This window comes from Pseudonocardia sp. McavD-2-B (assembly GCF_024124365.1).
Lineage (GTDB): Bacteria > Actinomycetota > Actinomycetes > Mycobacteriales > Pseudonocardiaceae > Pseudonocardia > Pseudonocardia alni.
Genome location: NZ_JAMXSG010000074.1, coordinates 1 through 22,060, shown reverse-complemented (window position 1 = coordinate 22,060; position 22,060 = coordinate 1). Strand labels below are relative to the sequence as shown.

Annotated in this window: 24 protein-coding genes; 11 read left to right on the top strand and 13 right to left on the bottom strand. The window is 74.4% G+C overall.

The features are described 5' to 3' along the window. The first annotated feature begins 358 nt into the window (after positions 1–358). From NH602_RS12570 to NH602_RS12555, 4 genes are all read left to right on the top strand, one after another. Entirely contained in the window at positions 359–2,053 is a 1,695-nt protein-coding gene (locus NH602_RS12570) for a metallophosphoesterase (RefSeq protein ID WP_253067915.1), read from the top strand. A 260-nt stretch (positions 2,054–2,313) separates the two neighbouring features. Beyond that, positions 2,314–3,408: a TerC family protein gene (locus NH602_RS12565; RefSeq protein ID WP_179760219.1), complete on the top strand. Its 1,095-nt coding sequence runs from the start codon at positions 2,314–2,316 to the stop codon at positions 3,406–3,408. A gap of 202 nt (positions 3,409–3,610) precedes the next feature. Beyond that, on the top strand, positions 3,611–4,708 hold the full coding sequence (locus tag NH602_RS12560) for a sodium:calcium antiporter (protein ID WP_179760218.1): 1,098 nt from the start codon (positions 3,611–3,613) through the stop codon (positions 4,706–4,708). Positions 4,709–4,727: 19 nt separating this feature from the next. Then, a complete protein-coding gene (locus NH602_RS12555; RefSeq protein ID WP_073576970.1) occupies positions 4,728–4,958 on the top strand; it encodes a hypothetical protein in 231 nt (76 codons plus the stop codon). A gap of 7 nt (positions 4,959–4,965) precedes the next feature. Here the strand turns inward: NH602_RS12555 and NH602_RS12550 are convergent, their stop codons facing one another. Both NH602_RS12550 and NH602_RS12545 read right to left on the bottom strand, forming a co-directional pair. Further along, positions 4,966–5,469, bottom strand: a complete 504-nt coding sequence (locus NH602_RS12550; protein ID WP_073577124.1) for a metallophosphoesterase — start codon at positions 5,467–5,469, stop codon at positions 4,966–4,968. Further along, on the bottom strand, positions 5,466–5,783 hold the full coding sequence (locus NH602_RS12545; protein WP_073577123.1) for an FKBP-type peptidyl-prolyl cis-trans isomerase: 318 nt from the start codon (positions 5,781–5,783) through the stop codon (positions 5,466–5,468). The genes NH602_RS12550 and NH602_RS12545 overlap by 4 nt, the downstream gene beginning before the upstream one ends. A 185-nt stretch (positions 5,784–5,968) precedes the next feature. Between NH602_RS12545 and NH602_RS12540 the strand changes: the two genes are divergently transcribed. Further along, positions 5,969–6,607 (top strand): SMI1/KNR4 family protein, encoded by a 639-nt coding sequence (locus tag NH602_RS12540; RefSeq protein WP_073576969.1) that lies wholly within the window; start codon positions 5,969–5,971, stop codon positions 6,605–6,607. A 46-nt stretch (positions 6,608–6,653) separates the two neighbouring features. Here the strand turns inward: NH602_RS12540 and pqqE are convergent, their stop codons facing one another. From pqqE to NH602_RS12490, 10 genes are all read right to left on the bottom strand, one after another. Next, positions 6,654–7,742: a pyrroloquinoline quinone biosynthesis protein PqqE gene (gene pqqE, locus NH602_RS12535; protein ID WP_179760216.1), complete on the bottom strand. Its 1,089-nt coding sequence runs from the start codon at positions 7,740–7,742 to the stop codon at positions 6,654–6,656. After that, on the bottom strand, positions 7,739–8,095 hold the full coding sequence (gene pqqD / locus NH602_RS12530) for a pyrroloquinoline quinone biosynthesis peptide chaperone PqqD (RefSeq protein ID WP_073576967.1): 357 nt from the start codon (positions 8,093–8,095) through the stop codon (positions 7,739–7,741). Before pqqD ends, pqqE begins: the two co-directional genes overlap by 4 nt. After that, complete coding sequence (pqqC, locus tag NH602_RS12525; protein ID WP_062402795.1) at positions 8,082–8,768, bottom strand: pyrroloquinoline-quinone synthase PqqC; 687 nt, start codon at positions 8,766–8,768, stop codon at positions 8,082–8,084. Before pqqC ends, pqqD begins: the two co-directional genes overlap by 14 nt. Then, positions 8,769–9,683, bottom strand: a complete 915-nt coding sequence (gene pqqB, locus NH602_RS12520; RefSeq protein WP_179760215.1) for a pyrroloquinoline quinone biosynthesis protein PqqB — start codon at positions 9,681–9,683, stop codon at positions 8,769–8,771. It lies immediately after the preceding gene. A 64-nt stretch (positions 9,684–9,747) separates the two neighbouring features. Then, on the bottom strand, positions 9,748–9,840 hold the full coding sequence (gene pqqA / locus NH602_RS12515) for a pyrroloquinoline quinone precursor peptide PqqA (protein ID WP_073577122.1): 93 nt from the start codon (positions 9,838–9,840) through the stop codon (positions 9,748–9,750). Positions 9,841–10,558: 718 nt separating this feature from the next. Next, entirely contained in the window at positions 10,559–12,688 is a 2,130-nt protein-coding gene (locus tag NH602_RS12510) for a prolyl oligopeptidase family serine peptidase (protein ID WP_179760214.1), read from the bottom strand. 24 nt (positions 12,689–12,712) lie between these two features. After that, positions 12,713–13,204: a ribonuclease HI gene (gene rnhA, locus NH602_RS12505; protein ID WP_253067914.1), complete on the bottom strand. Its 492-nt coding sequence runs from the start codon at positions 13,202–13,204 to the stop codon at positions 12,713–12,715. Positions 13,205–13,227: 23 nt separating this feature from the next. Then, a complete protein-coding gene (locus NH602_RS12500) occupies positions 13,228–13,866 on the bottom strand; it encodes a DAK2 domain-containing protein (protein ID WP_253067913.1) in 639 nt (212 codons plus the stop codon). Further along, positions 13,863–14,867 carry a dihydroxyacetone kinase subunit DhaK gene (locus tag NH602_RS12495; RefSeq protein WP_179762680.1) on the bottom strand — a complete coding sequence of 335 codons (1,005 nt, stop codon included), beginning with the start codon at positions 14,865–14,867 and terminating at the stop codon, positions 13,863–13,865. The genes NH602_RS12500 and NH602_RS12495 overlap by 4 nt, the downstream gene beginning before the upstream one ends. A gap of 27 nt (positions 14,868–14,894) precedes the next feature. Continuing rightward, complete coding sequence (locus NH602_RS12490; RefSeq protein ID WP_073574739.1) at positions 14,895–15,467, bottom strand: TetR/AcrR family transcriptional regulator; 573 nt, start codon at positions 15,465–15,467, stop codon at positions 14,895–14,897. Positions 15,468–15,591: 124 nt separating this feature from the next. On the opposite strand from NH602_RS12490, the gene egtA reads away from it, so the two are divergent. From egtA to NH602_RS12460, 6 genes are all read left to right on the top strand, one after another. Further along, positions 15,592–17,019 carry an ergothioneine biosynthesis glutamate--cysteine ligase EgtA gene (gene egtA / locus NH602_RS12485; RefSeq protein WP_253067912.1) on the top strand — a complete coding sequence of 476 codons (1,428 nt, stop codon included), beginning with the start codon at positions 15,592–15,594 and terminating at the stop codon, positions 17,017–17,019. Positions 17,020–17,087: 68 nt separating this feature from the next. Further along, on the top strand, positions 17,088–18,377 hold the full coding sequence (gene egtB / locus NH602_RS12480; RefSeq protein ID WP_374210157.1) for an ergothioneine biosynthesis protein EgtB: 1,290 nt from the start codon (positions 17,088–17,090) through the stop codon (positions 18,375–18,377). Then, positions 18,370–19,119 (top strand): ergothioneine biosynthesis protein EgtC, encoded by a 750-nt coding sequence (gene egtC / locus NH602_RS12475; protein ID WP_073574742.1) that lies wholly within the window; start codon positions 18,370–18,372, stop codon positions 19,117–19,119. Before egtB ends, egtC begins: the two co-directional genes overlap by 8 nt. Continuing rightward, positions 19,116–20,105, top strand: a complete 990-nt coding sequence (gene egtD, locus NH602_RS12470; protein WP_253067911.1) for an L-histidine N(alpha)-methyltransferase — start codon at positions 19,116–19,118, stop codon at positions 20,103–20,105. The genes egtC and egtD overlap by 4 nt, the downstream gene beginning before the upstream one ends. 282 nt (positions 20,106–20,387) lie before the next feature. Continuing rightward, on the top strand, positions 20,388–20,960 hold the full coding sequence (locus tag NH602_RS31640; protein ID WP_305882429.1) for a class I SAM-dependent methyltransferase: 573 nt from the start codon (positions 20,388–20,390) through the stop codon (positions 20,958–20,960). A gap of 10 nt (positions 20,961–20,970) precedes the next feature. After that, complete coding sequence (locus NH602_RS12460; RefSeq protein ID WP_073574745.1) at positions 20,971–21,429, top strand: cupin domain-containing protein; 459 nt, start codon at positions 20,971–20,973, stop codon at positions 21,427–21,429. On the opposite strand, the gene NH602_RS12455 is transcribed toward NH602_RS12460, so the two are convergent. After that, positions 21,368–21,871 (bottom strand): hypothetical protein, encoded by a 504-nt coding sequence (locus NH602_RS12455; RefSeq protein ID WP_253067910.1) that lies wholly within the window; start codon positions 21,869–21,871, stop codon positions 21,368–21,370. The genes NH602_RS12460 and NH602_RS12455 overlap by 62 nt on opposite strands. Between the last annotated feature and the right edge of the window lie 189 nt (positions 21,872–22,060).

Below are 22,060 nucleotides of genomic sequence, written 5' to 3'. Positions count from 1 at the left end.
CCGGCGCGGCGACCGGGACACCGGGTGCGGCCGACGCGGCCGGGGCGAACGCCAGCACCAGGGCGGCGACCGTCGCCGCCACGATCGGGGTACGGACCCACCGGGTCCGGGGGAGCACGTGCACGTCATCGAAACTACGCAGATCGCCGCGACCGCGTCGCCGGGCGGCGGGTGCGTCCCGCCACGCCCGCCGCACGGCACCGGTCCGGCACGGGAACCGGCACCGGCCCCGGCGAACCGGGCACCCGGGATGAATGCCGCACCAACGGCGCGTGACCCCCGGGTGTCGCCGGGCGTTCACCCGACGTTCCGCCGTGCAACGCCGACCGGAAGCCGTGGCCCGGCACCGTCACCGGGTGTGAGCGTCAACCCCACCGGAGAGACCCCCGGCGTCGGTGTCCCGCGGGCACTCGCCGTCGACATGACGATCGCCGACCAGCAGGACTGGCTCGCCGCCTTCCTGCGACGCCACCCCGTCAGCCGGCGCACCGCGCTGCGCGGCGGCGCCGGAGTCCTGGCGACGCTCGCGGCGTCCGGGTCGCCCTGGGCGCGCGGGGTGGCCGCGGCCGCCGCACCCGCGCCGGTCACCGTCGTCGGACGGCACCTGGCCTACGGGCCCGACCCGGCCCGCTCGATGTCGTTCTCCGGGGAGCTGACCGCGGCCCCGCCGCCCGGCCGGATGGTCGTCGACGTCGGCACCGACTCCGGGTTCGGGCTCACCCTCCCGGTGCAGGTCCGCCCCCTGGAGAGCCTCGTCCCGCAGGTCGACGGCAGCATCCGCGGCACCCGCCAGTGGTTCGCCCACGCCCGCGCCGACGGCCTCGCCCCCGGCAGCCGCTACGTCTACCGGTTCCGCATCGAGGGTCCCGGCGGAACGACGACGACCACCGCCACCAGCACCTTCCGGACGGCCGCACCCCGCGGCACCCGGCACCGGTTCACCTTCACCGCCTTCGCCGACCAGGGCGTGAGCACCGGTGGGGAGCCGAACCACTACAAGCCCGACGACACCCACCGCAGCCCGGCGCCCGCGGAGTCGCTGACCGCGCTCGTCGCCGCGGAGGCACCCGCGTTCCACCTGCTCGCCGGCGACATCTGCTACGCGGACCCCTCCGGCGCCGGCAGGCCCGTCCGCAACGGCGCCCGGCAGGACGACGAGGCCCACGACAGCTTCGACCCCACCGTCTGGAGCACCTACTTCGCCGCGATCGAACGCTCGGCCGCGTCGACCCCGTGGATGTTCGCCACCGGCAACCACGACATGGAGGCGCTCTACGACCTGAACCGGGCCGACGGCCCCGCGCACGGCTACGCCGGTCACGCCGCCCGGCTCGCGCTGCCCGGGACCGGCCCCCGCGGCTGCCCCTCGGTGTACGCGTTCACCCACGGCACCGTCGGGGTCGTCAGCGTGGACGCCAACGACCTCTCCACCGAGATCCCGACCAACGCCGGCTACTCCGGCGGGACCCAGCTGACCTGGCTGGAGCGGACCCTGGCCGGCTGGCGCGCCGACCCGGACATCGAGTGGATCGTGCTGTTCTTCCACCACTGCGCGTTCGCCACCTCGGGCTCGCACGCCTCCGACGCCGGGGTGCGACGGGCGCTGGCGCCCCTGTGCGACCGCTACCGGGTCGACCTGTGCGTGCAGGGCCACAACCACCAGTACGAGCGCACCGACCCCATCCGCGACGGCCGCCCCACCCGCCCGGCGCCGGACCGCTCCACCGTCCACCCGGAGACCGACGGCACCACCTATGTCTGCGTCGGCTCCGGCGGACGGCCCCGCTACCGCTGGCAGCCCGGCGAGACCGACAGCGTCCGCGGCCACGAGACCGAGCAGGCGCCGGTCACGAGCTTCCTGGCCGGCCCCGACGACCAGAAGCAGGCCGAGACCGTCACCTGGTCGCGGACCCGCTACCTCGGTTACGCCTACCTGCGCTGCTCGGTGGTCCCCGGTTCCGGCGGCACCGACTCCCGTCTCGTCGTGCACGCGATCACCGACCTCGGCGAGGAGATCGACATGGTCCGGCTCAGCCGTCGCATGCGCCGCTGAACCGGACACAAAGGACGAGTTCCGGCCCCGACCGGGTGCCCTGGGTCACCCCGACTCGCCATGCAACGGACCAGGGAGGACACTTCACCTACCGCAGGGGAGTATCCCTACCGCGGTGGTGTCGTCAGCACGGTGTCGTCGCGAGCGTGGTTCGCGAGCGGACCCGGCACCACCGGCCACACCCGGCAGCCGCAGGAACGGGCTGCCGTGGCGGGAGAGACCTCGGGCTGTCTGATGCTGCCCTGGTCTGGAGGAACTTCGTGAACGTGCCCCTGTGGGTCTGGCTGGTCACCATCGTCGGATTCGTGCTGGTGATCGGCGCGGACCTGTGGCTCAACGACCACAAGCCGCACGCCGTGACCCTGGGTGAGGTCACCCGCTGGGTCGTCTTCTACGTGGTGCTGGCCGTCGCGTTCGGCTGCGGGGTCTGGTTCTTCTCCGGGGGCACCTACGCCGGTGAGTTCTTCGCCGGCTACCTGACCGAGTACTCGTTGTCGGTCGACAACCTGTTCGTCTTCCTCATCATCATGTCCGCGTTCAAGGTGCCGGTCCTCCACCAGCACCGGGTGCTGCTGGTCGGCATCGTGATCGCGCTGATTATGCGGAGCATCTTCATCGCCGCGGGCGCGGCGGTCATCGACCGCTTCAGCTGGGTGTTCTTCCTCTTCGCCGCGTTCCTCGTCTACACCGCCGTCTCGCTGGTCAAGCAGGCTGCCGGCGGCGACGACGAGGAGTGGAAGGAGGGCCGGGTCCTGCAGTGGGTCCGCAAGGCCTTCCCGGTCACCGACGACTACCACGGCGCCAAGACCACCGTGAAGATCGACGGCAAGCGCTGGCTGACCCCGATGCTGATCGTGATGATCGCCATCGGCGTCACCGACATCATGTTCGCCCTGGACTCGATCCCGGCGATCTTCGGCCTCACCCAGGAGCCCTACCTCGTCTTCACCGCGAATGCGTTCGCGCTGATGGGGCTGCGCCAGCTCTACTTCCTGCTCGGCGGGCTGCTCAACAAGCTGGTCTTCCTGTCCTACGGCCTCGCGGTGCTGCTCGCCTTCATCGGCGTCAAGCTCGCCCTGCACGCCCTGCACGAGAACGAGCTGTCCTTCATCAACGGCGGGCAGCCGGTGCCTGTCCCCGAGGTCGGGATCGGACTCTCGCTCGGCGTCATCGTCGGCGTCCTCGCGGTCACCACGGTCGCCAGCCTCATCGCGGTCCGGATGAAGCCCGAGCTGGCCGAGCAGGGCAGCGGGATCACCGCGCCGCCGCTGGCCCGCACCAAGGAGGAGGCCGCGCGGATCGAGGCCCAGGACGAGCAGGCCGACCACCGGGTGAGCGCGCCGCCGCGCGACTGAGACCCACGCTCCCCGGCGGGCAGTGCTCCGCCCCGGCGTCCGGTTCCCCATCGGACACCGGGGCGGACCCGTGTCCGGTGCTGCTCGGCGCGCCGTGCCTGTGACCTGCGGAGACGATGGCGTCTGCCGTGTCAAGTGTTGCATCGGCAGGTGATCCCGTTCACGATCAGTTGATCCTGGCATCGTAGCGAGGGGCTGATGCATGATCCCGGTGATCGAATTCGTTCTGGGTGTCGCCGTGCTGGTCTACAGCGCGGAGAAGCTCATCGGTTATCTGGTCGGGGTGGCGAGCCGGTGGGCGATCTCGCTGTTCCTGATCGCCGTCGTCTTCACCGGGATCGAGTTCGACGATCTCGCGTTCGGCGTCGTGCTCAACATGGAGGACCTCAGCGACGTCGCGCTCGGCGCCGTCATCGGCACCACGATCGCGCTGACCGGCATCGTGCTGGCGCTCGCCGCGATCATCGCGCCGACCCGCGTCGAGGTCCCGCGCGACTACCTCGCGCTCTACGTCGCCGCTCCGGTGGTGATGTTCCTGCTCGCGCTCGGCGGGCTGCTCACCGCCGGCACCGGCGTCGTGCTGATCCTGTTGTTCGTCGCCTTCGTCGGCTGGATCGCCTACCGCGAGTACTCGGCCCGGCGGCCCGTCTGGCGCAACGCTGAGGTCTACGAGCAGCTGGAGAAGGCCGGTGTCGGCGCGGGCGGCAGCGCGACGGCGTCGGCCGGGTCGGGTGGTCCGCCCCGGGCCGACGCGACCACCGGAGCCCCCGGCTTCCGGCTGCCCGAGGACCTGCGTGTCGACGACGGCTTCCTCGCCGCGCGCGCACAGCCGCCCGGCCGGACGATCCTGTTCGCCGTGATCGCGCTGATCGGGCTCGTCGTCGGCGCGCTGATCGCCGGGCAGGGCACCGAGGGCATCCTCGAGACCTGGGCGATCAGCGGCACGGTCTTCGGGGTCACGATCGCGACCCTGGCCCTGTCGCTGGAGGACCTCCTGATCACCGTCGAGCCCGCCCGCCGCGGGGCGCCGGAGATCGCCGTCGCCAACGTCCTGGGCAGCGTCGTGTTCTCGGTGACCGGCAAGCTCGGGGTGATCCTGCTGGTCGGCGGGGCGATCGTGGTCGACCCGACGGCCCTGGTCTGGCACCTGCCCGTGCTGCTCGGACTCACCGTCCTCTCGGCCGTGTTCCTCGGAACCGGGCGGATCCGCCGCTGGCACGGTGTCGTGCTGCTCGCGCTCTACATCGCCTACTTCGTCATCAGCCTCACCGTCTTCGGCGGCGTCCCCGTCGACGACTGAGCACCCGCAGGGAGGGACGATGCTCACCAAGAACCGGATGTCCGCGGCGCTCGTGGTCGTGGCCGCCGTGATCGGCCTGGTCCTCGTGTTCGGCACGGGCGAGGGCGCCCGCGACGACGATGACGACGACGCGGGCGGCCCGCCGGCGGTCACGCGGATGGACGACGACGACCGGCAGCCCCCGGCCGTCCCGGCGCAGCAGGACCCGGCGCCGGGGCAGCAGCAGCCCGACGACGATGACGACGATTGAGGAGGCGCTACAGGTGGTGCAGCACGACGTCGTCGATGCGGCCGTCGTGCAGGGTCAGCGTCATCCAGGTGTGGGCCGGCATCCGGCGCCGGTCGGTCGGTGACCCCGGGTTGAGCAGGCGCAGCCCGTCGGCCGTGGAGTCCCACGGGATGTGGGAGTGCCCGAACACCAGCAGGTCGGTCTCGGGGTGCGCGGCGAGCGCCCGGCGTTCGCGGCCCTGCTTCGGGCCCGTCTCGTGGGTGACGGCGACCCGGACCCCGTCGAGGGTCGCCCGCGCCGTCTCGGGCAGCCGGGCGCGCAGCGCGTCGCCGTCGTTGTTGCCCCAGCAGGCGAGCAGCCGGGCCGCGCGGCCCTCGACCCGGTCGAGCAGCTCCACCGAGCACCAGTCACCGGCGTGCACGACGACGTCGGCGGCGTCGACGGCCTCCCACACCGGCCCGGGGAGCCCACCGGCGTGGGCCGCCCCGCGGCTCGGGTGGTGGGTGTCGGAGATCAGCAGGAGCGCGGTCAGCGCACGCCCACCAGGTCGCAGACGAAGATCAGGGTCTCGTTCGGGGCGATGACGCCGCCCGCACCCTGGGCCCCGTAGCCCAGGTGCGGCGGGATCACGAGCCGGCGGCGGCCGCCGACCTTCATCCCGGCGACGCCATTGTCCCAGCCGGAGATGACCTGGCCGGCGCCGAGGCCGAACTGCAGCGGCTGGCCGCGGTCGTAGGAGTTGTCGAACTCGCGGCCGGTGGACTGCGAGACGCCGACGTAGTGCACGGCGACGGTGTCCCCGGGCTTGGCCTCGGGGCCGTCGCCGACGGCCAGGTCCTGGGTCATGAGCTCGGTGGGCAGCGGGCCGTCGACGATCTCGACGGCGGGCTTCTGCGGTGCGGTCACGGGAGACCTCCTGGGAGACGTGCTCCTCCGGCCGGACGGGGAGGAGGCTTGTGGTGCGCCACGACCTTGCCAGAGGGTTCCACCGTCCGCGCCCGGGGCCCGCCTCGCCGTGCGAGGCTGCCCCCATGAGCGACTCCTCCCCGTCGTCCGCCGGGCTCGCCGAGGTGTGGACCGCCTGGCTGCGCGCGCTCGACGAGGCCGGGTTCCCGGCCACCGCCAACGTCCGCCCGCCGGCCTCGGCGGAGGAGGTCCGGGCCGCGGAGGCCGTGTTCGGAGCGCCGTTCCCCGCCGACCTGGCCGCGCTCTACCTGCTCGCCGACGGTCAGCTGAACGACCACCCACGGGCCCCCGGACCCCGGCCCGAGGTAGCGACGAGCATCTTCCCCGCGACCTACCGCTTCGTCCCGCTCGACGAGGCCGTCGTGCAGTACCGCGGGTGGCTCGACGTCATCGAGGACGGGGACGACGACCACATCACCGTGCGGGAGGGTGACCCGGTGCGGGCCCGCTACTGGGATCCGGGCTGGTGGCCGCTGGCGGTCGACGGCGGCGGCAACGCCCTGGTCGTCGACACGGTGCCGGAGCCGGGCGGCGTGCGCGGGCAGGTCGTCGTCGCGGGGCCGGACGAGGACGAGCGCCGCCGTGTCGCGACGGGGGTGGCCGACTACCTGCACCGGTTGCTCGCGGAGCCGGCACCCGTCTGCGAGGACACCGGCGACGACGCCCCGGACCACCGGTTCTGGGACGTCCGGCACCTGCGCTGATGCGGCCGGTCCGGATCGGCCGTCCACGGTGGTGGACGCTCCGTGGTCAGCGGTGGGGCCGGGGGACGAGCTCGACGTCCACCGGTTCCGGTCCGTTCGCCCGGGCGACCGCGTCGGTCACGAGGTCGTGCTGCGGTGACAGGTGGCAGACCGGGTCGGTGGCCGCGGCGTCGCCGGTGAGCTGGAACGCCTGGCAGCGGCAGCCGCCGAGGTCCACCTCCCGCCGGTCGCAGGTGCGGCACGGATCCTGCATCCAGTCCTCGCCGCGGTAGGCGGTGAACAGCGGTGCGGACGACCAGATCTCGGCCAGGCCGGCATCGCGCACCGAGGCCCGCGGCAGGGGCAGGGTCTGCGCGGCCGGACAGGGCAGCGCGTCGCCGTCCGGGGCGACGGTCAGCTGCCGCTGCGCCCATCCGCCCATGCACGGCTTGGGGTACGCCGAGTAGTAGTCGGGCAGGACGTGCACGACCTCCATCCGGCCCGCGAGCCGGGCGCGGGCCGCGGTGACGACCACCTCGGCCCGGTCGAGCTGGTCGCGCGTCGGCAGCAGCGCCGAACGGTTGCGCCACGCCCAGCCGTAGTACTGGGTGTTGGCCAGCTCCACCCGGTCCGCGCCGAGCCGCTCGACCAGGTCGACGATCTCGGCGATCCGGTCGATGTTCTGCCGGTGCAGCACGACGTTCACGGTCAGCGGCCAGCCCAGCTCGCGCACCAGCCGGCAGGCCTCGAGCTTCCGGTCGAAGGAGCGGATCCCGGCGATGCGGTCGGAGGTGGCGGGCTCGTCGGCCTGCACGCTGACCTGCACGTGGTCCAGGCCCGCCTCGCGCAGCTCGATCGCGCGCGGCCGGGACAGACCCATGGCGCTGGTGACCAGGTTCGTGTACATGCCCAGCTCGGACGCGGTGCGGACCAGCTCGGGCAGGTCACGTCGCAGCAGCGGCTCGCCGCCGGACAGATGGCACTGCAGCACACCCATCGCGGCGGCCTCGGTGAAGACGCGCTGCCACTCGGTGGTGGTCATCTCGTCGTCGTAGCGGGCGAGCTCGATGGGGTTCGAGCAGTACGCGCACGCCAGCGGGCAGCGGTAGGTCAGCTCGGCGAGCAGCCCGAACGGGCGGGGGGCGGCGGCGGTCATCCGAGGGCCACCAGGTTGCGCGCCGCGAGCCGGCCGAGGTAATCGCGGACCTGATCGCCCACGGTCAGTGCGTCGGTCTCGTCGAAGTCCTCGACCAGCGCGGCGACGAGGTCGTCGACGGTGCGCTGCCCGTCGCACAGCCGCAGCACGGCGTGCCCCGTCCGGTTCAGCACGACGACGGTCTCCGGCCCGAGCAGCACCCAGCCGCCGGTCGGGCGGTCCGGCCGCATCCGCACGTGCCGGCCCAGCCGGGGCCGGGACTCCCCGGTGACCACGGGCAGCCGGCCCGTGCCGTCGCCGCGCCGCTGCGGGGGGACCTTCGCGGCGCCGGTCGCGCTGTCACGCGTAGGCATGATCGATCGCATCCATGACCGCCCACAGGACGTCGCACTTGAACGACAGGGCGGCCTCCGCGGCGTCCTGCTCCTGCGGGGTGTGGCAGTGCGCCAGCACGACCTCGAGCGCGTGCTCGGAGTCGCGGGGCGCCTGGAACAGCCGGTTGCGGAAGTACTGCAGCCCGGCCGGGTCGATCCAGGTGTAGTACTTCTCGAACGCGGCCAGCCGCTCGGCCATCAGGTCGGGCGCGAACAGCTCGGTCAGCGACGAGGCGACCGCCTCGACCCACGGCTTCGTCCGGGCGAAGGTGATGTAGGCGTCGACGGCGAAGCGCACGCCGGGCTGCACGTGGCGGTGGTCGGTGATCTCCGACCGGGTCAGCCCGCAGGCCTCACCCAGCTGCAGCCAGGCCTCGATGCCGCCGCTCTCGGGCCCGTCCTCGGCCGTCCCGTCGTGGTCGGTGATCCGCCTGATCCAGCGCCGCCGGACCGCGACGTCCGGGCAGTTCGACAGGATCGCGGCGTCCTTGACCGGGATCGCCTCCTGGTAGGCGAACCGGTTCGCCACCCAACCGCGGATCTGGTCGGGGGTCAGGGTCCCGTCGTTCATGCGGACATGGAACGGGTGGGCGCTGTGATAGCTCGCGGCGTGCGCCCGCAGCCGCTCGACGAGTGCGTCGGATGCGGTCACTCAGACCTCCAGTTCCAGACCGTCGTACCCCACGAGCGCGCCGGCCTTCTCCACCTCGGCGCGTTCGTCGGAGTCGTCCAGCAGCATCGGGTTGGTGTTGTTGATGTGCACGTACACCGTGCGGCCCACGCGCAGCCCGCCGAGCCGTTCCAGGCTCCCACCGGGACCGCCGACGTGCAGGTGCCCCATGTCGTGCGCGGTCTTCGCGGCCAGCCCGAGCCGGACCATCTCGTCGTCGAACCACGTGGTGCCGTCGACGAGCAGCAGGTCGGCCCCGTCGATCTCGGCGAGCACCGCGGGGGTCAGCTCCTGCACGCCCGGAAGATGGACGGCGAACCGCCCGGTCGCGGGGTCGGTGAACCGGTACCCCACGACGCGACCGGTGCCGTCGGTGCCGGTGCCCGATCCGGCCGGCGGTGGCGCGAACCGGTCGTGCTTGGCGGTGGGGGCGTCGAACGCCCGGTAGACGAGCCCGCCGAGGTCGTGCTCCGCTCCCGGGACCACCTCGGTCCAGGTCACCGGGCAGAAACGCTCCAGGGTGGTGAGCAGGCTTGTCCCGGTGCGCAGGGTCCGCTCCGTCGCGGCGGTGGCGTGCACGTGCACACCGCGGCCCTCGCGCAGCAGGACCAGGCCGAGGGTGTGGTCGATCTCGGCGTCGGTCAGCAGGACACCGTGCAGCGGCGTGGTCCGGTCGCCGGTCGGGTGCAGGGCGGGGGAGTCGGCGAGCTGGGTGCGGACGTCGGGGGAGGCGTTGACCAGCCACCAGCGCTCCCCGTCGGGGCTGACGGCGATCGAGGACTGGGTGCGCGGGGTCGTCGGCCGTGTGCCGTCGCGGACCGCGCGGCAGCCCGGACAACCGCAGTTCCACTGCGGGAACCCGCCACCCGCGGCGGCGCCCAGCACCCGGATCCTCATCGCACCCCTCCCGTGTCGACGGCCGGGGGCCCGCGGTTCGCGCGCCCCCGGCCGTCGGGTCGCCTCACGCCTCGGTACGGGCGATGTACATCGTCACCTCGGGCGCGCAGCCGATCTCCTCGAACTCCGGCGCCTCCCAGTCGGTGGTCGGCTCCATGGCGATCACCTCCCTTCACGTCATCGTGGGGTGCGGTTCCGGTTCGGGAGGGCAGGTGACCCCACCCCCGGGATCTCATTTCCCCGGGCCGCTGGGTGATCACTTTCACACCGACCGGGGAGGAGTGTCAACCCCGGCATTCCGCTCGCTCCGAACCGATCGCAATGGTAGCGGCGAGAGGGACATCCAGCAGCTCAGAGGTACCCGCAAACGGTGTTCACCGTACGGCGGACGATCAATGAAAGAATGTCGTCGGGCCGGCCGGAATGGCAGCGAAATGAATCTTGCTCTGCAGTGCCGACGCATTTCCCCAACGGAACGGAGGTGTGACGGCGATCCGGCTCCGGACCCCGGCGGAGCCTCTGACGTGCGGTGCGCCGATCTCCGGCGCCGGCCGGACGATGTCGGAGCGGGGCGCAGTCCGGCGACCGGCCGGTGAATTCCCCGGTGCGTGCTGTGGTCGCCCGTCGCCGAAACAGGTGTTTCACCCAATGATGTGCGCCCGGCGGCGGGATGGTGCGCGGGCCCCGCCCGCGGCGTGCCGGCGCCCCGTCCGCCCGTCCGTCCGTCGGTCACGCCGCCGGTGGCGCACGTCGTACCGTTCGTTCCGGCGTCGTCAGCGTGTCGTACGACGGATCCCGCCGCGCGGCGCCCGTTCGTCCGTGCCCGGCCCGGGCGCCGCGCACCAGGCCGCCGCGGCGCCCCTATGTGGCCGGAGTCACACGGGAGCGGAGTGGTCCGCGCTCCGGGGCCGCGCGACCAGGGCGTCGCGGAGGAACCCGACCTGCAGCAGCAGCAGGTTCTCGGCGACGACCTCCTGCGGCGTCATGTGGGTGACACCGGACAGTGGCAGCACCTGGTGCGCCCGGCCCGCCGCGAGCAGCGCCGAGGACAGCCGCAGGGTGTGCGCGGCGACGACGTTGTCGTCGGCGAGACCGTGCACGACCATCAGCGGGCGGTGCGGCCGGTCCGCGGTCGGCGGGGTCGCGGCGTCGTCGATGATCGACGAGCGGCGGTACGGCTCGCCGCCCGGCGCCCCGAGGTAGCGCTCGGTGTAGTGGGTGTCGTAGAGCGTCCAGTCGGTGACCGGCGCGCCGGCGATGCCCGCGTGGAAGACGTCGGGCCGGCGCAGCACCGCCAGCGCGGACAGGTACCCGCCGAACGACCAGCCGCGGATCCCGACCCGCCCCAGGTCCAGGTCGGGGTAGGCCTGGGCGGCCGCGTGCAGGGCCGCGATCTGGTCCTCCAGCACCGGTCCCGCCAGGTCGCCGTGGATCGCGCGGTCGAACTCCGGGCCGCGGCCGGGGGAGCCACGTCCGTCGGTGACCAGCACGGCGAAACCCTGCTCGGCGAACCAGCGGCTGGTCAGGTGCGCGTTGCGGGCCTGCAGCACCCGCTGGGAGTGCGGGCCGCCGTAGGGGTCGAGCAGCACCGGCAGCCGGGTGCCGGGCACGTGGCCGGACGGCAGGAACACCGCGGTGCGCAGCTCCCGCTCACCGAGGGAGTGCAGCACCGGGGCCGGGTCGAACCCGGGGTCGACGGCGTGCCCGGCGACCGGGTGCTCGGCCCCGGCGGCGGTGGCGAGCACGGCGTGCGGCGCCGTCGCGAGGTCCTGGGACACGCGCACGGTGGTGCCCCCCGCCGCGGCGACGGCGTGCACCCCGGTCGTCGGCGTCACCGCGACCGGCTCGGACCCCGGGGTCACCGACCAGACGGCCACCGAGGTCGGCTCCGTCGAGGCGCGGAACAGGACGGTCTCGCCGTCGATGCCGACGACCCCGCGCACCTGCAGCTCCGGGCCGGTCAGGTAGGCGTCGCCGACGACGAGCCGGCGCGCCCCGCCGGAGTCCTCGGCCCGCACCAGCGCCCCGGACGCGGTGCGCGCCGGGACGCCGGGCACGTTCTCCACCCAGACCGGGTCGGTCTGGGAGTGCAGCGTGGTGGTCCGCCCGGTCGCGGGGTCGACGGCCAGGGTGCGGACCTCGCGCTGGTCGCGCGGCTGGACCGACAGCAGCGGGCCGTGTGCGTCCCAGCCCGCGGTGGCGAGGTACTCGTAGGTCTCGTCGTCCCAGGTCACGGGGGTGCGGCTGCCGTCGAGCGCGACGACGACCAGCCCCACCCGGGCGTTCGGGGTGCCGGCGGCGGGGTAGCGGACCGTGGTCGGGACGCGGTCGGGGTGCGCGGGGTCGGCGATGTGCCAGCGCGCGACCGGCGACTCGTCGACCCGGGCGACGAGCAGCGCGCCGCCGTCGGGGGACCACCAGAACCCGCGGTGGCGGTCCATCTCCTCGGCCGCGGCGAAGTCGGGCAGGCCCCAGGAGACGTCGTCGCCGTCGGGGGTGAGCACGGCCGTCGTCGTGCCGGTCGTGAGGTCGTGCAGGTGCAGCGCGCCCTCGGCGACGAAGGCCACCCGGGCGCCGTTCGGGTCGATCCGCGGGTCCACCACGGCCTCGATGTCGCCGACGTCGAGCGGCCGCACGTCCGGCTCCCCGGTCAGCGCGACGGTGAACGGCCGCCCGGACAGTGCGAACACGGCTCGGGTGACCGCGGCGTCGGTGGTGTAGCCGACGACGCCGCCCGCCTGCTCCCGGACCCGCTCGCGCCGGGCCCGCTCCGCGGCCGGCAGGTCCTCCTCGCCCGGCAGCCCGGGCACCGACGCCGGGTCCACGAGCAGCCGTTCGGCGCCGGTCACCGCGTCGATCGACCACAGGCAGGTGACCGGGTCGGTGCCGGACCGGCTGCGCAGGAACACCGCCCGGGACCCGTCCGGGGCGACGGTGAACCCACGGGGGACCCCGAGGGTGAAGCGACGGGTGCGCGCGTGCAGGCGGGGGAACGAGTCGGCCACGCGGCCGACGTTATCCCGGCGGCGTCACCGGACGCGTGTGGACCGGGTGCCGGACGCGCGTCCGCCCGCCTCCTCGCAGCCGCGGGCCGCGAGCCGGTCGGCGCGTTCGTTCTCCGGGTGCCCGGCGTGCCCCTTCACCCAGAACCAGGTGACGTCGTGGCGGCGGACGGCGGCGTCGAGCTCGCGCCACAGGTCGTCGTTCTTGACCGGCTCCCCGGCGGCGGTCCGCCAGCCGCGGGCCTGCCAGCGCGGCAGCCACTGGGTGATGCCGTTGCGCACGTAGGTGCTGTCGGTGTGCAGGTGGACGACGCTGCGCCGGGTCAGTGCGTCCAGCGCGGGGATCGGGGCGGTCAGCTCCATCCGGTTGTTCGTCGTGCGCTCCGGCTCGCCGCCGTGCAGCTCGCGCTCGTGGCTGCCGTACCGCAGCACCGCGCCCCACCCGCCCGGTCCCGGGTTCGGGACACAGGCACCGTCGGTGAAGATCTCGACGACAACGGACGGGTCGGCGGTGCTCACGGCCGGTGACGCTAGCGGTCGGCTCAGTAGAGCCGGTACGCCGCCCGGGCCGCGGTGAATCCGGCGCCGGTGCGGGCGTCGCGGCACTCGACGCCGGTCCGGGAGCTCACGCAGGTGACGTCGCCCTCGGTGAGGTGGGTGCCGTAGTCGAGCACCGCCGCACCGGAGCCGACGGGCGCGCCGCCGCACTCGGTGCGAGCACCCGTCGGTCCGCCGGTGACCAGCGCCGCGTCCGGGCAGTCACCCGCCGACCAGGTGCGGGCGGTGACGTCGCAGCGGACGGCGCCGTCCCCGGCGCCGCCGGTGATCCGGCAGGAGATGTTGCCGGTCGGGGAGGTGAACGACGCGGGCGACCCGAACGCGGCCGTGTCGGCCGAGCCGTAGGACAGCGCGCGGGCGATCTCGGAGAACAGCAGGCCCAGCAGCGGGCCGCTGGTGCCGCCGACCTCGTCGAGGAAGACCTCGCCGAGCGCGCCGAACCCGCGCTGCGGTCCGCGCCCGGCCAGCGCGACGGCCAGCCGGACCCCGGCGCGCAGGTTGTCGCCGTAGTCGCCGTCGCCGGAGTGCTGGTCGAGGTCGGTGAGCACACCGTGGCCGTCCTCGACGGCCCGGGCGAAGCGGGCCAGCACGGCGTCCTGGTCGAGGGGGTGGTGGCCGGTCATGAGGTCTCCGTCCGAGGGAAGGCGGCCGTCTGCGCCGGCGCGGCCCACAGGCCCGTCCACTCCGGGCGCATCCGGGTCAGGGTGAGCGAGAACCCGGCCATGTCCAGGGCGGGCACGAACGTGCCGACGAGCAGGCCCACCCGCTCCAGCCCGCGCGCCTCCAGCCCGGCGGCGGCCAGCTCGGCGAGCACGTAGAGCTCCAGCAGTGCCGTGCCCCCCATGCCGTTGACGACCATGACGACCTGGTCGGGGCCGTCGGGCAGGCCCGCGACGACCTCGTCGAGCATCCGGTCGACGAGCTCCTCGGTGGGCGGCCGGTCGACCGAGCGCCGGGCCCGCTCGCCGTGGATGCCGACGCCGTAGTCGAGCCGCCCGTCGAGGGCGAACGCGGGCTCCCCGGTGCGCATCGAGGTCTGCGCACGGGAGGCGACGGCGAGGCTGCGCGAGGCGGCGGCGACGTCCGCACCGAGCGTCGCGAGCTCGGCCAGCCCGGCACCGCTGTCCGCGGCGGCGCCGAGGATCTTCTCGACGACGACGGTCGCCGCGGTCCCGCGCCGCCCGGTCGCGGTGTCGAGCCCGTCGGTGGCCAGGTCGTCGTCGACGAGGACGCGGGCGACGTCCACGCCCTCCATCCGCAGCCGCTCCGCCGCGATGCCGAAGTTGATCCGGTCTCCGGTGTAGTTCTTGACGATGTGGATCACCCCGTCCGGGCCCGCCGCGGCCCGGGACGCGTACAGCACGGCCTTGTTGTGCGGGGAGGTGAACACCGGCCCGGGGGCGACGGCGTCGAGCATCCCGCGGCCGAGGAACCCGGCGTGCAGCGGCTCGTGGCCGGAACCCCCGCCGGAGACCAGCCCGACCCGCCTGCCGGGTGCCCGGTGGCGTGCGAGGAGGTGGATCGGGTCCTCGTGCAGGGCGACGAGGTCGGCGTGGGCCCGGGCGAACCCGCGGACGGCGGCCGGGACGGGGTCGTCGCCCGCCGGGTGGAAGGGGAACGGCATGGCGCCGATCATGCTGGCCGTGGGCGGTCAGCGCATCAACGGCGCGCGGACGGCGTTCTCCACGAGGTCGAGCACCGGGCCGAGGTCGTCGGCGGGCAGCCCCATCGCCAGGTGCGAGACCAGCCCCTCCAGCACCAGCTCCAGGTACTGGGCGAGCACCGGCACCGGCACGTCGTCGCGCAGCGCGCCGGCTGCGGCCTGACGTTCCAGCCGCGCCCGGGTCGCGGCGGTCAGCGCGCCGGAGTGCTCCTGCCAGCGGGCCCGGAACTCCGGGTCGGTGCGCAGCCGTCGGGAGACCTCCAGGCGGGTGCCCAGCCAGCTGCGGTCCGAGCCGCCGCGCAGCAGGTCGCGCATGACCTGCACCAGGCCCTGCTCGGCGACGACGTCGGCCATCCGGGTGGCGTCCTGCTCGGCCAGGGCCAGGAACAGCGCCTCCTTGTCCCGGAAGTAGTGGAAGATCGCGCCACGGGACAGCCCGGTGTACTCCTCGAGCCGCCGGACGGTGGCGCCCTCGTAGCCGTGGTCGGCGAAGCAGGTCCGGGCACCGGTGAGGATCTGCTGCCGGCGTGCGGCGAGCTGGTCGGTGCTGACGCGGGGCATGCTCCCCAGTATTCCGTACGCTTGTCCTGCATGTGTGGACGGTCGTGTCGCCGGTCACCGGCGGCGCCGACGACCACGGTTTCATCGCGTGCGGGTGTCACACGTCGGGGGTAGCGTCGACGTGGTGACCCTGGACGACCAGAGCACCGACGGTGTGCTCCGCAGCGTGGGGGAGGCCGAGGCCTACGTGGCCTCGGTCTGCTTCAAACACGGCCCCCCGACCCTGGCCGGTGTCGAGATCGAATGGATGCTCCACCGACCCGGTCGACCGGCCGACCCGGTCGACCTCGACGCCGTGCGTGCCGCTCTCGGCCCGCACCGCCCGGCCTCCCTGGACCCCGCCTCGCACGCGGCCCCGCTCCCCGCGGGCGGCACCGTGACCGTCGAGCCGGGCGGCCAGATCGAGATCTCCAGCGCTCCCGCTGACTCGCTCGAGGCCCTCCTCGGCGCCCTCGGCGACGACGCAGCCCACCTCCACGGTCTGCTCGCCGAGCACGGCCTGCGCCCGCACGACCGCGCCGCCGACCCGGTCCGGCCCGCCCGGCGGCTGCTGGACCTGCCGCGCTACGCGGCCATGGAGTGCGTGTTCGACGGCGTCGGCCCGCACGGACGCAGCGGGATGTGCTCCACGGCGGCGGTTCAGGTCAGCCTGGACGCCGGCCCGGCCGCCGGGATCGCCGAACGCTGGGCGGTCCTGCACGAGCTGGGCCCGGTGCTGCTCGCAGCGTTCGCGAACTCGCCGGTGCAGCACGGCCGCCGCACCGGCTGGAAGTCCTCCCGGCAGGCGTGCTGGCTCAGCCTCGACCCCGCGCGGACCGCGCCGCCGCCCACCGCGACGCCCGGTACCGACCCGGCCGCCGCCTGGGCGCGCCGGGTGGTCACCACCCCGCTGCTGTGCGTGCGCGGCACCGGGACCTGGTCGGTGCCGGCCGGGGTCACCTTCGCCGACTGGGTGTCCGGCCGCGCCCGCGGCGGGGTCCTCGACCGGCCGCCGACACTGGCCGACCTCGACTACCACGTCTCGACCCTCTTCCCGCCGGTCCGCCCGCACGGCTACCTCGAGGTGCGCTACGTCGACGGTCAGGCCGGCGACGACTGGGCGCTGCCGACCGCGGTGCTGCTGGCGCTCACCTCCTCCGGCCCCGTCGTCGACCGGGTCCGGGAGCGGTGCGAGCCGGTCCGCGACGAGTGGGTCGCCGCCGCCCGCCACGGGCTGGACCACCCGGGTCTGGCCGCGGCGGCCGCCGATCTGTTCCCACTGGCCTGCGACGTGCTGGCCGCCGCGGACCATCCGCTGACCACCGGGCCGGGCGCGGTGCTGGCCCGGCTGCGCGAGGTCACCGAGCGGCGCGTGCTGCAGGGCCGCTGCCCCGCCGATGACACCGACCCCGCCGAGCAGGGTGCGGGCCCGACCGCCGATCCGTTCCCGCCGGGGCTCCATCTGGGTTCCGCCCTGCCCGGCGCGCCCGCCGCACGAGAGGTGACCGGTCGAGAACCCGGCCGGTCCGCCGTCGACACCGCCGACCAGGCTGCCCAGGAGGACGTGGCATGACCGCCGATCCCGCCGTTCCCGCCGGACCGCTGACCGGCCCCGCGACCCCGGGGGAGAGCCCGGAGACGATGCGTACCCGCGTCGCCGCGCTGCTGGGCCGCTCCCGCGACCGCAGCACCGCGCTCACCGCCCTCGACGACGGCGAGCTGGCCGCCCAGCACTCGCCGCTGATGTCACCGCTGGTCTGGGACCTCGCGCACATCGGGTCGATGGAGGAGCTGTGGCTCGTCCGCGACGTGGGCGGCCGCGAGCCGCTGCGCCCGGAGATCGACGGCCTCTACGACGCGTTCCAGCACTCCCGTTCCTCGCGGGTCGAGCTGCCGCTGCTCACCCCGGCCGAGGCCCGCGGCTACGTCGCCGAGGTGCGGGACAAGGCGCTCGACGCGCTGCACCGCAGCCCACTGCGCGGTCGCCGGTTGGAGGCCGAGGGCTTCGCGTTCGGGATGATCGTGCAGCACGAGCAGCAGCACGACGAGACCATGCTCGCCACCCACCAGCTGCGCTCCGGGGGGCCGGTGCTCGACGCCGCCCCGCCGCCCCGCCCGGCCGGAGCGGTCGACCCGGCCGCGGAGGTGCTCGTCCCGGCGGGCCCGTTCGAGATGGGGACCTCGGCCGAGCCGTGGGCGCTGGACAATGAGCGGCCCGCGCACGTCGTGGACCTGCCCGCGTTCCGGATCGACGTGCACCCTGTCACCAACGGCGCGTTCGCGGCGTTCGTCGACGCGGGCGGCTACGACGACCCTCGGCTGTGGACCGACGCCGGGTGGGCGCACCGCACCGAGGAGGGACTGGTCGCGCCACGGTTCTGGTCCCGCGACAGCGACGGCACCTGGTGGCGGCGCCGGTTCGGCGTCGTCGAGCGGGTGCCCGACGACGAGCCCGTCGTGCACGTGTCCTTCCACGAGGCGCAGGCCTACGCCCGCTGGGTGGGCAAGCGCCTGCCCACCGAGGCCGAGTGGGAGAAGGCAGCCCGGCACGACCCGGCGACCGGCCGCTCGCGGCGCTTCCCCTGGGGCGACGACGAGCCACGCGCCGAGCACGCCAACCTCGGACAGCGCCACCTCCAGCCCGCCCCGGTCGGCTCCTACCCGGCGGGGGCGTCCGCCCTGGGGGTGCAGCAGATGGTCGGCGACGTCTGGGAGTGGTGCGACTCCGGCTGGCACCCCTACCCGGGGTTCAGCGTGTTCCCGTACCCCGAGTACTCCGAGGTGTTCTTCGGCGGGGACTACGCGGTGCTGCGCGGCGGGTCGTTCGGCACCGACCCGGCGGCGATCCGGGCGACGTTCCGCAACTGGGACCACCCGATCCGCCGGCAGATCTTCGCCGGATTCCGGCTGGTCCGCGACGCCGGTGTGTAGGCACCTCGCGTACCTGGGTGAGCCGGCCACGCTGGCCTCGCTGGTCCTGGAGCCGGAGCACGGGCTGCTCGCCCAGTCCTACGCCCCGGCCGACATGCGCGGCGGCGGCACGATCAACGCCGACGGCCACGGCACCGGCTGGTACCCGCCCGGCAGCACGACGCCGGTACGGGTCCGGTCGGCGTCACCGCTGTGGTCCGACACCTCCTACGCCGCGCTGGCCGCGGCGACGACGTCGGGAGCCGTACTCGCCGCCGTCCGCTCGGCGACGGTCGGGATGCCGGTGACGGCGACCGCCGCCGCCCCCTTCACCGACGGGCGGTGGCTGTTCAGCCACAACGGCGTCGTCCGCGGCTGGCCGGACTCCCTCGCGGCCGCCGCGGCGGCGCTGCCCGTCACCGACCTGATGACCCTCGACGCCCCCACCGACGCCGCGCTGCTGTGGGCGGTGGTCCGGCGCGGTCTCGCCGACGGCGCCGACCCCGCCGACCTGCTGGCCCGGGTCTGCGCCGACACCGAGCGGAGCGCACCCGGCTCGCGGCTGAACCTGCTGCTCACCGACGGCACGACGATCTGGGCCACGGCCTGGCGGCACGCACTCGCCGTCCGGGCCGGACCGGCGGGCGTCACCGTCGCCTCCGAACCCACCCATGCGTTCCCCGACTGGACCCGGGTGCCCGACCGGCACCTGGTGGTGGCCCGACCGGGCCACCACGAGAGTCATGACCTAGGAGCTCCGTGAGCACTCCCGGCGCCATCCAGCTGGACGTCCACCTCTCCGACACCGATGCCGACACCGCGCTGCGGTCCGACGTGCGCCGCGGCCTCGCCGCGTCGCCGAAGGAGCTGCCGCCGAAGTGGTTCTACGACGCCCGCGGGTCCGAGCTGTTCGAGCGGATCACCGAGCTGCCCGAGTACTACCCGTTCCGCACCGAGCGGGCTCTGCTCACCGACTCCGTCGACGACATCGCCCGCTCCTCGGGCGCCGACACCGTCGTCGAGCTGGGGTCGGGGTCCTCGACCAAAACCCGGCTGCTGCTCGACGCGTTCACCCGCGCCGGGACGCTGCGCCGCTACGTGCCGCAGGACGTGAGCGAGTCCGCGCTGCGCGGCGCCATCGACGAGCTGCACCGTGACTACCCGCAGCTGGAGCTGCACGGCGTGGTCGGCGACTTCACCCGCGACCTGGACCGGCTGCCCGGGGCCGACCCCGGCGGGAAGCGGATGATCGCCTTCCTCGGCGGCACCATCGGCAACCTGATGCCCGGCCCGCGCCACGACTTCCTGGTCCACGTCCGCTCGGTGCTGCAGCCCGGTGAGCAGCTGTTGCTCGGCACCGGCCTGGCCACCGACCCGGCGGTGATGGTCCCCGCCTACGACGACGCCGCCGGGGTCACCGCGGAGTTCAACCGCAACGTGCTGCACGTGCTCAACCGCGAGCTCGCCGCGACCTTCGACGTCGACGCGTTCGACCACGTCGCCGTCTGGGACGCGGAGAACTCCTGGATCGAGATGCGGCTGCGCGCCACACGCGACATGCGGGTCCGGATCGCCGACCTCGACCTCGACGTCGCGTTCGCCGCGGGGGAGGAGCTCGCCACCGAGATCTCGGCGAAGTTCACCCCAGCGACGGTCGACGCGTTCGCCGCCGCCGCCGGGTTCGCCACGACGCGGCGCTGGGTCGACCCCGACGCGCGGTTCGCGCTGACGCTGCTCACCGCCGCCTGAGGTCCGGCGGTGCTGCGCCGGCCGGGCGCAGCACCGCCGACGCGTGGTCCCGGTCTCCCGGCGGAACGCCGTGACGAACGCCGAGGGCGTCGCGTGGCCGAGGTGCCGGGCGACCACGCCGACCGGGCGCCCCGCGACCAGCGGCTCCACCGCGAGCACGCACGGTGCGGGCCGGTCGATCGGGCAGCGGCCGGGCCACAGGTAGATCCCGCGCATCTCGGCGACACGATCCGGCAGCCCAGCGGTTCCCGGCCACCGCGGGTGGCGCCTAGCGTCGCGGACATGGCGATGAACGCGCTGCACCGACGGATCTGCCGCTCCGACTCCTGGGCCGACCGGATGCACGGGACGACGTTGCCCTGGGCCACCCGCGGCGTCGACCTCACCGGCGAGGTCCTGGAGATCGGCCCGGGCTACGGCGTCACCACCCGCTGGCTCGCGTCGCGCACCGGGGCGCTGACCGCGCTGGAGGTCGACCCGGTGCTGGCCGAGGATCTGCGCGCGGGCCTCGGGGGTGAGCTCGGTGTCGACGTCCGGCACGGCGACGGCGCCGCCCTGCCCTTCCCGGACGGCAGCTTCGACGCCGTCGTCTGCTTCACGATGCTCCACCACGTCCCGACGCCCGGCGAGCAGGACCGGCTCTTCGCCGAGGCCGCGCGGGTACTGCGTCCCGGCGGGACGTTCGCGGGCATCGACTCCCGGATGACGCTGCGGTTCCGGACGATCCACATCGGGGACACCCTGACCGCGGTCGACCCGGCGACGCTGCCGCGGCGGCTCGGGGCGGCCGGGTTCGCACGGCCGGAGACCGAGCTGGGTGCGCGGTCGTTCCGGTTCCGGGCCGGCCGCGGCTAGGGTCGGGTGCATGAGCACCGACTGGCGCCACGACGGCGTCCGGGTCATCCCCGGCGACATGCTGGACGCCAACACCCCGCAGACGCCCGGCATGCACCGCGCCGCCGCCGTCACCGGGGACCGGGTCGGCGCGCAGCGGCTGTGGGCGGGCACGGTGACCATCCACCCCGGCGCCCGCACCGGTGCGCACCACCACGGGGAGCTGGAGAGCGTCATCTACGTCGTCCGCGGCCGGGCCCGGATGAAATGGGGCGAGAATCTGGAGTTCATCGCCGAGGCCGGGCCGGGCGGGTTCATCTTCGTGCCGCCGTTCGTGCCGCACCAGGAGATCAACGCCCTCGACGACGAGCCGCTGGAGTGCGTGCTGACCCGCTCCGGTCAGGAGCCGATCGTGGTCAACCTCGACATCACCGGGGTGCCCGACCCCGAGCACGTCCCCTGGGTCGACCCCCTGCACCCACGGCGCTGAGCAGCGTCACCGCGAGGGCGACCGCGAGCAGCGTCCCCAGCACGACGTCGATCACCGACCACGTCCGCACCGACGGGTCCAGCCCCAGGGTGAACACGGCCAGCGGATCCACGAGCCGCCCGCGGTAGGCGAGCAGCGTCGCCGGTCCCAGCGCGAGCAGCAGCCCCACGACCCGGCCCACGGTGCCCGCCGGCCCCGGGTGCCGGCGACCCCACAGCGCCGCGAGCGCGAGCAGCACCAGCCCCGCCAGGATCAGCGGGAGCCAGGCCCGCCACAGCCCGACCGGCAGCACCGGGACCGGCGTCCCCTGCCGGAAGACCAGGCCCGGAACCTGCTGGAGGACCACCAGGACGGCGACCACCGCGGCGACGACCGGCGTCGCCCGGCACGGCCCTCCGGACGGCTTCCCGCCGGGCGGCTCCTCGGACGGCACGGCGCTCACGGTGGCCGACGATACGGGGCCGTCCCGGCCGTCCGGCCGTCACCGCGTCGGGTGGGCGCCCGCGGGGCGCTCCGACCGGTAGCGTCGGTGCCGATGCGGCGGCGGACGGACGAGCAGGCGGCCGCCCCGGTTCCGGCCGGGGCCCGCGACTCCGGGGCAACCCCGGGGTGCACCGGCACGATGCAGCAC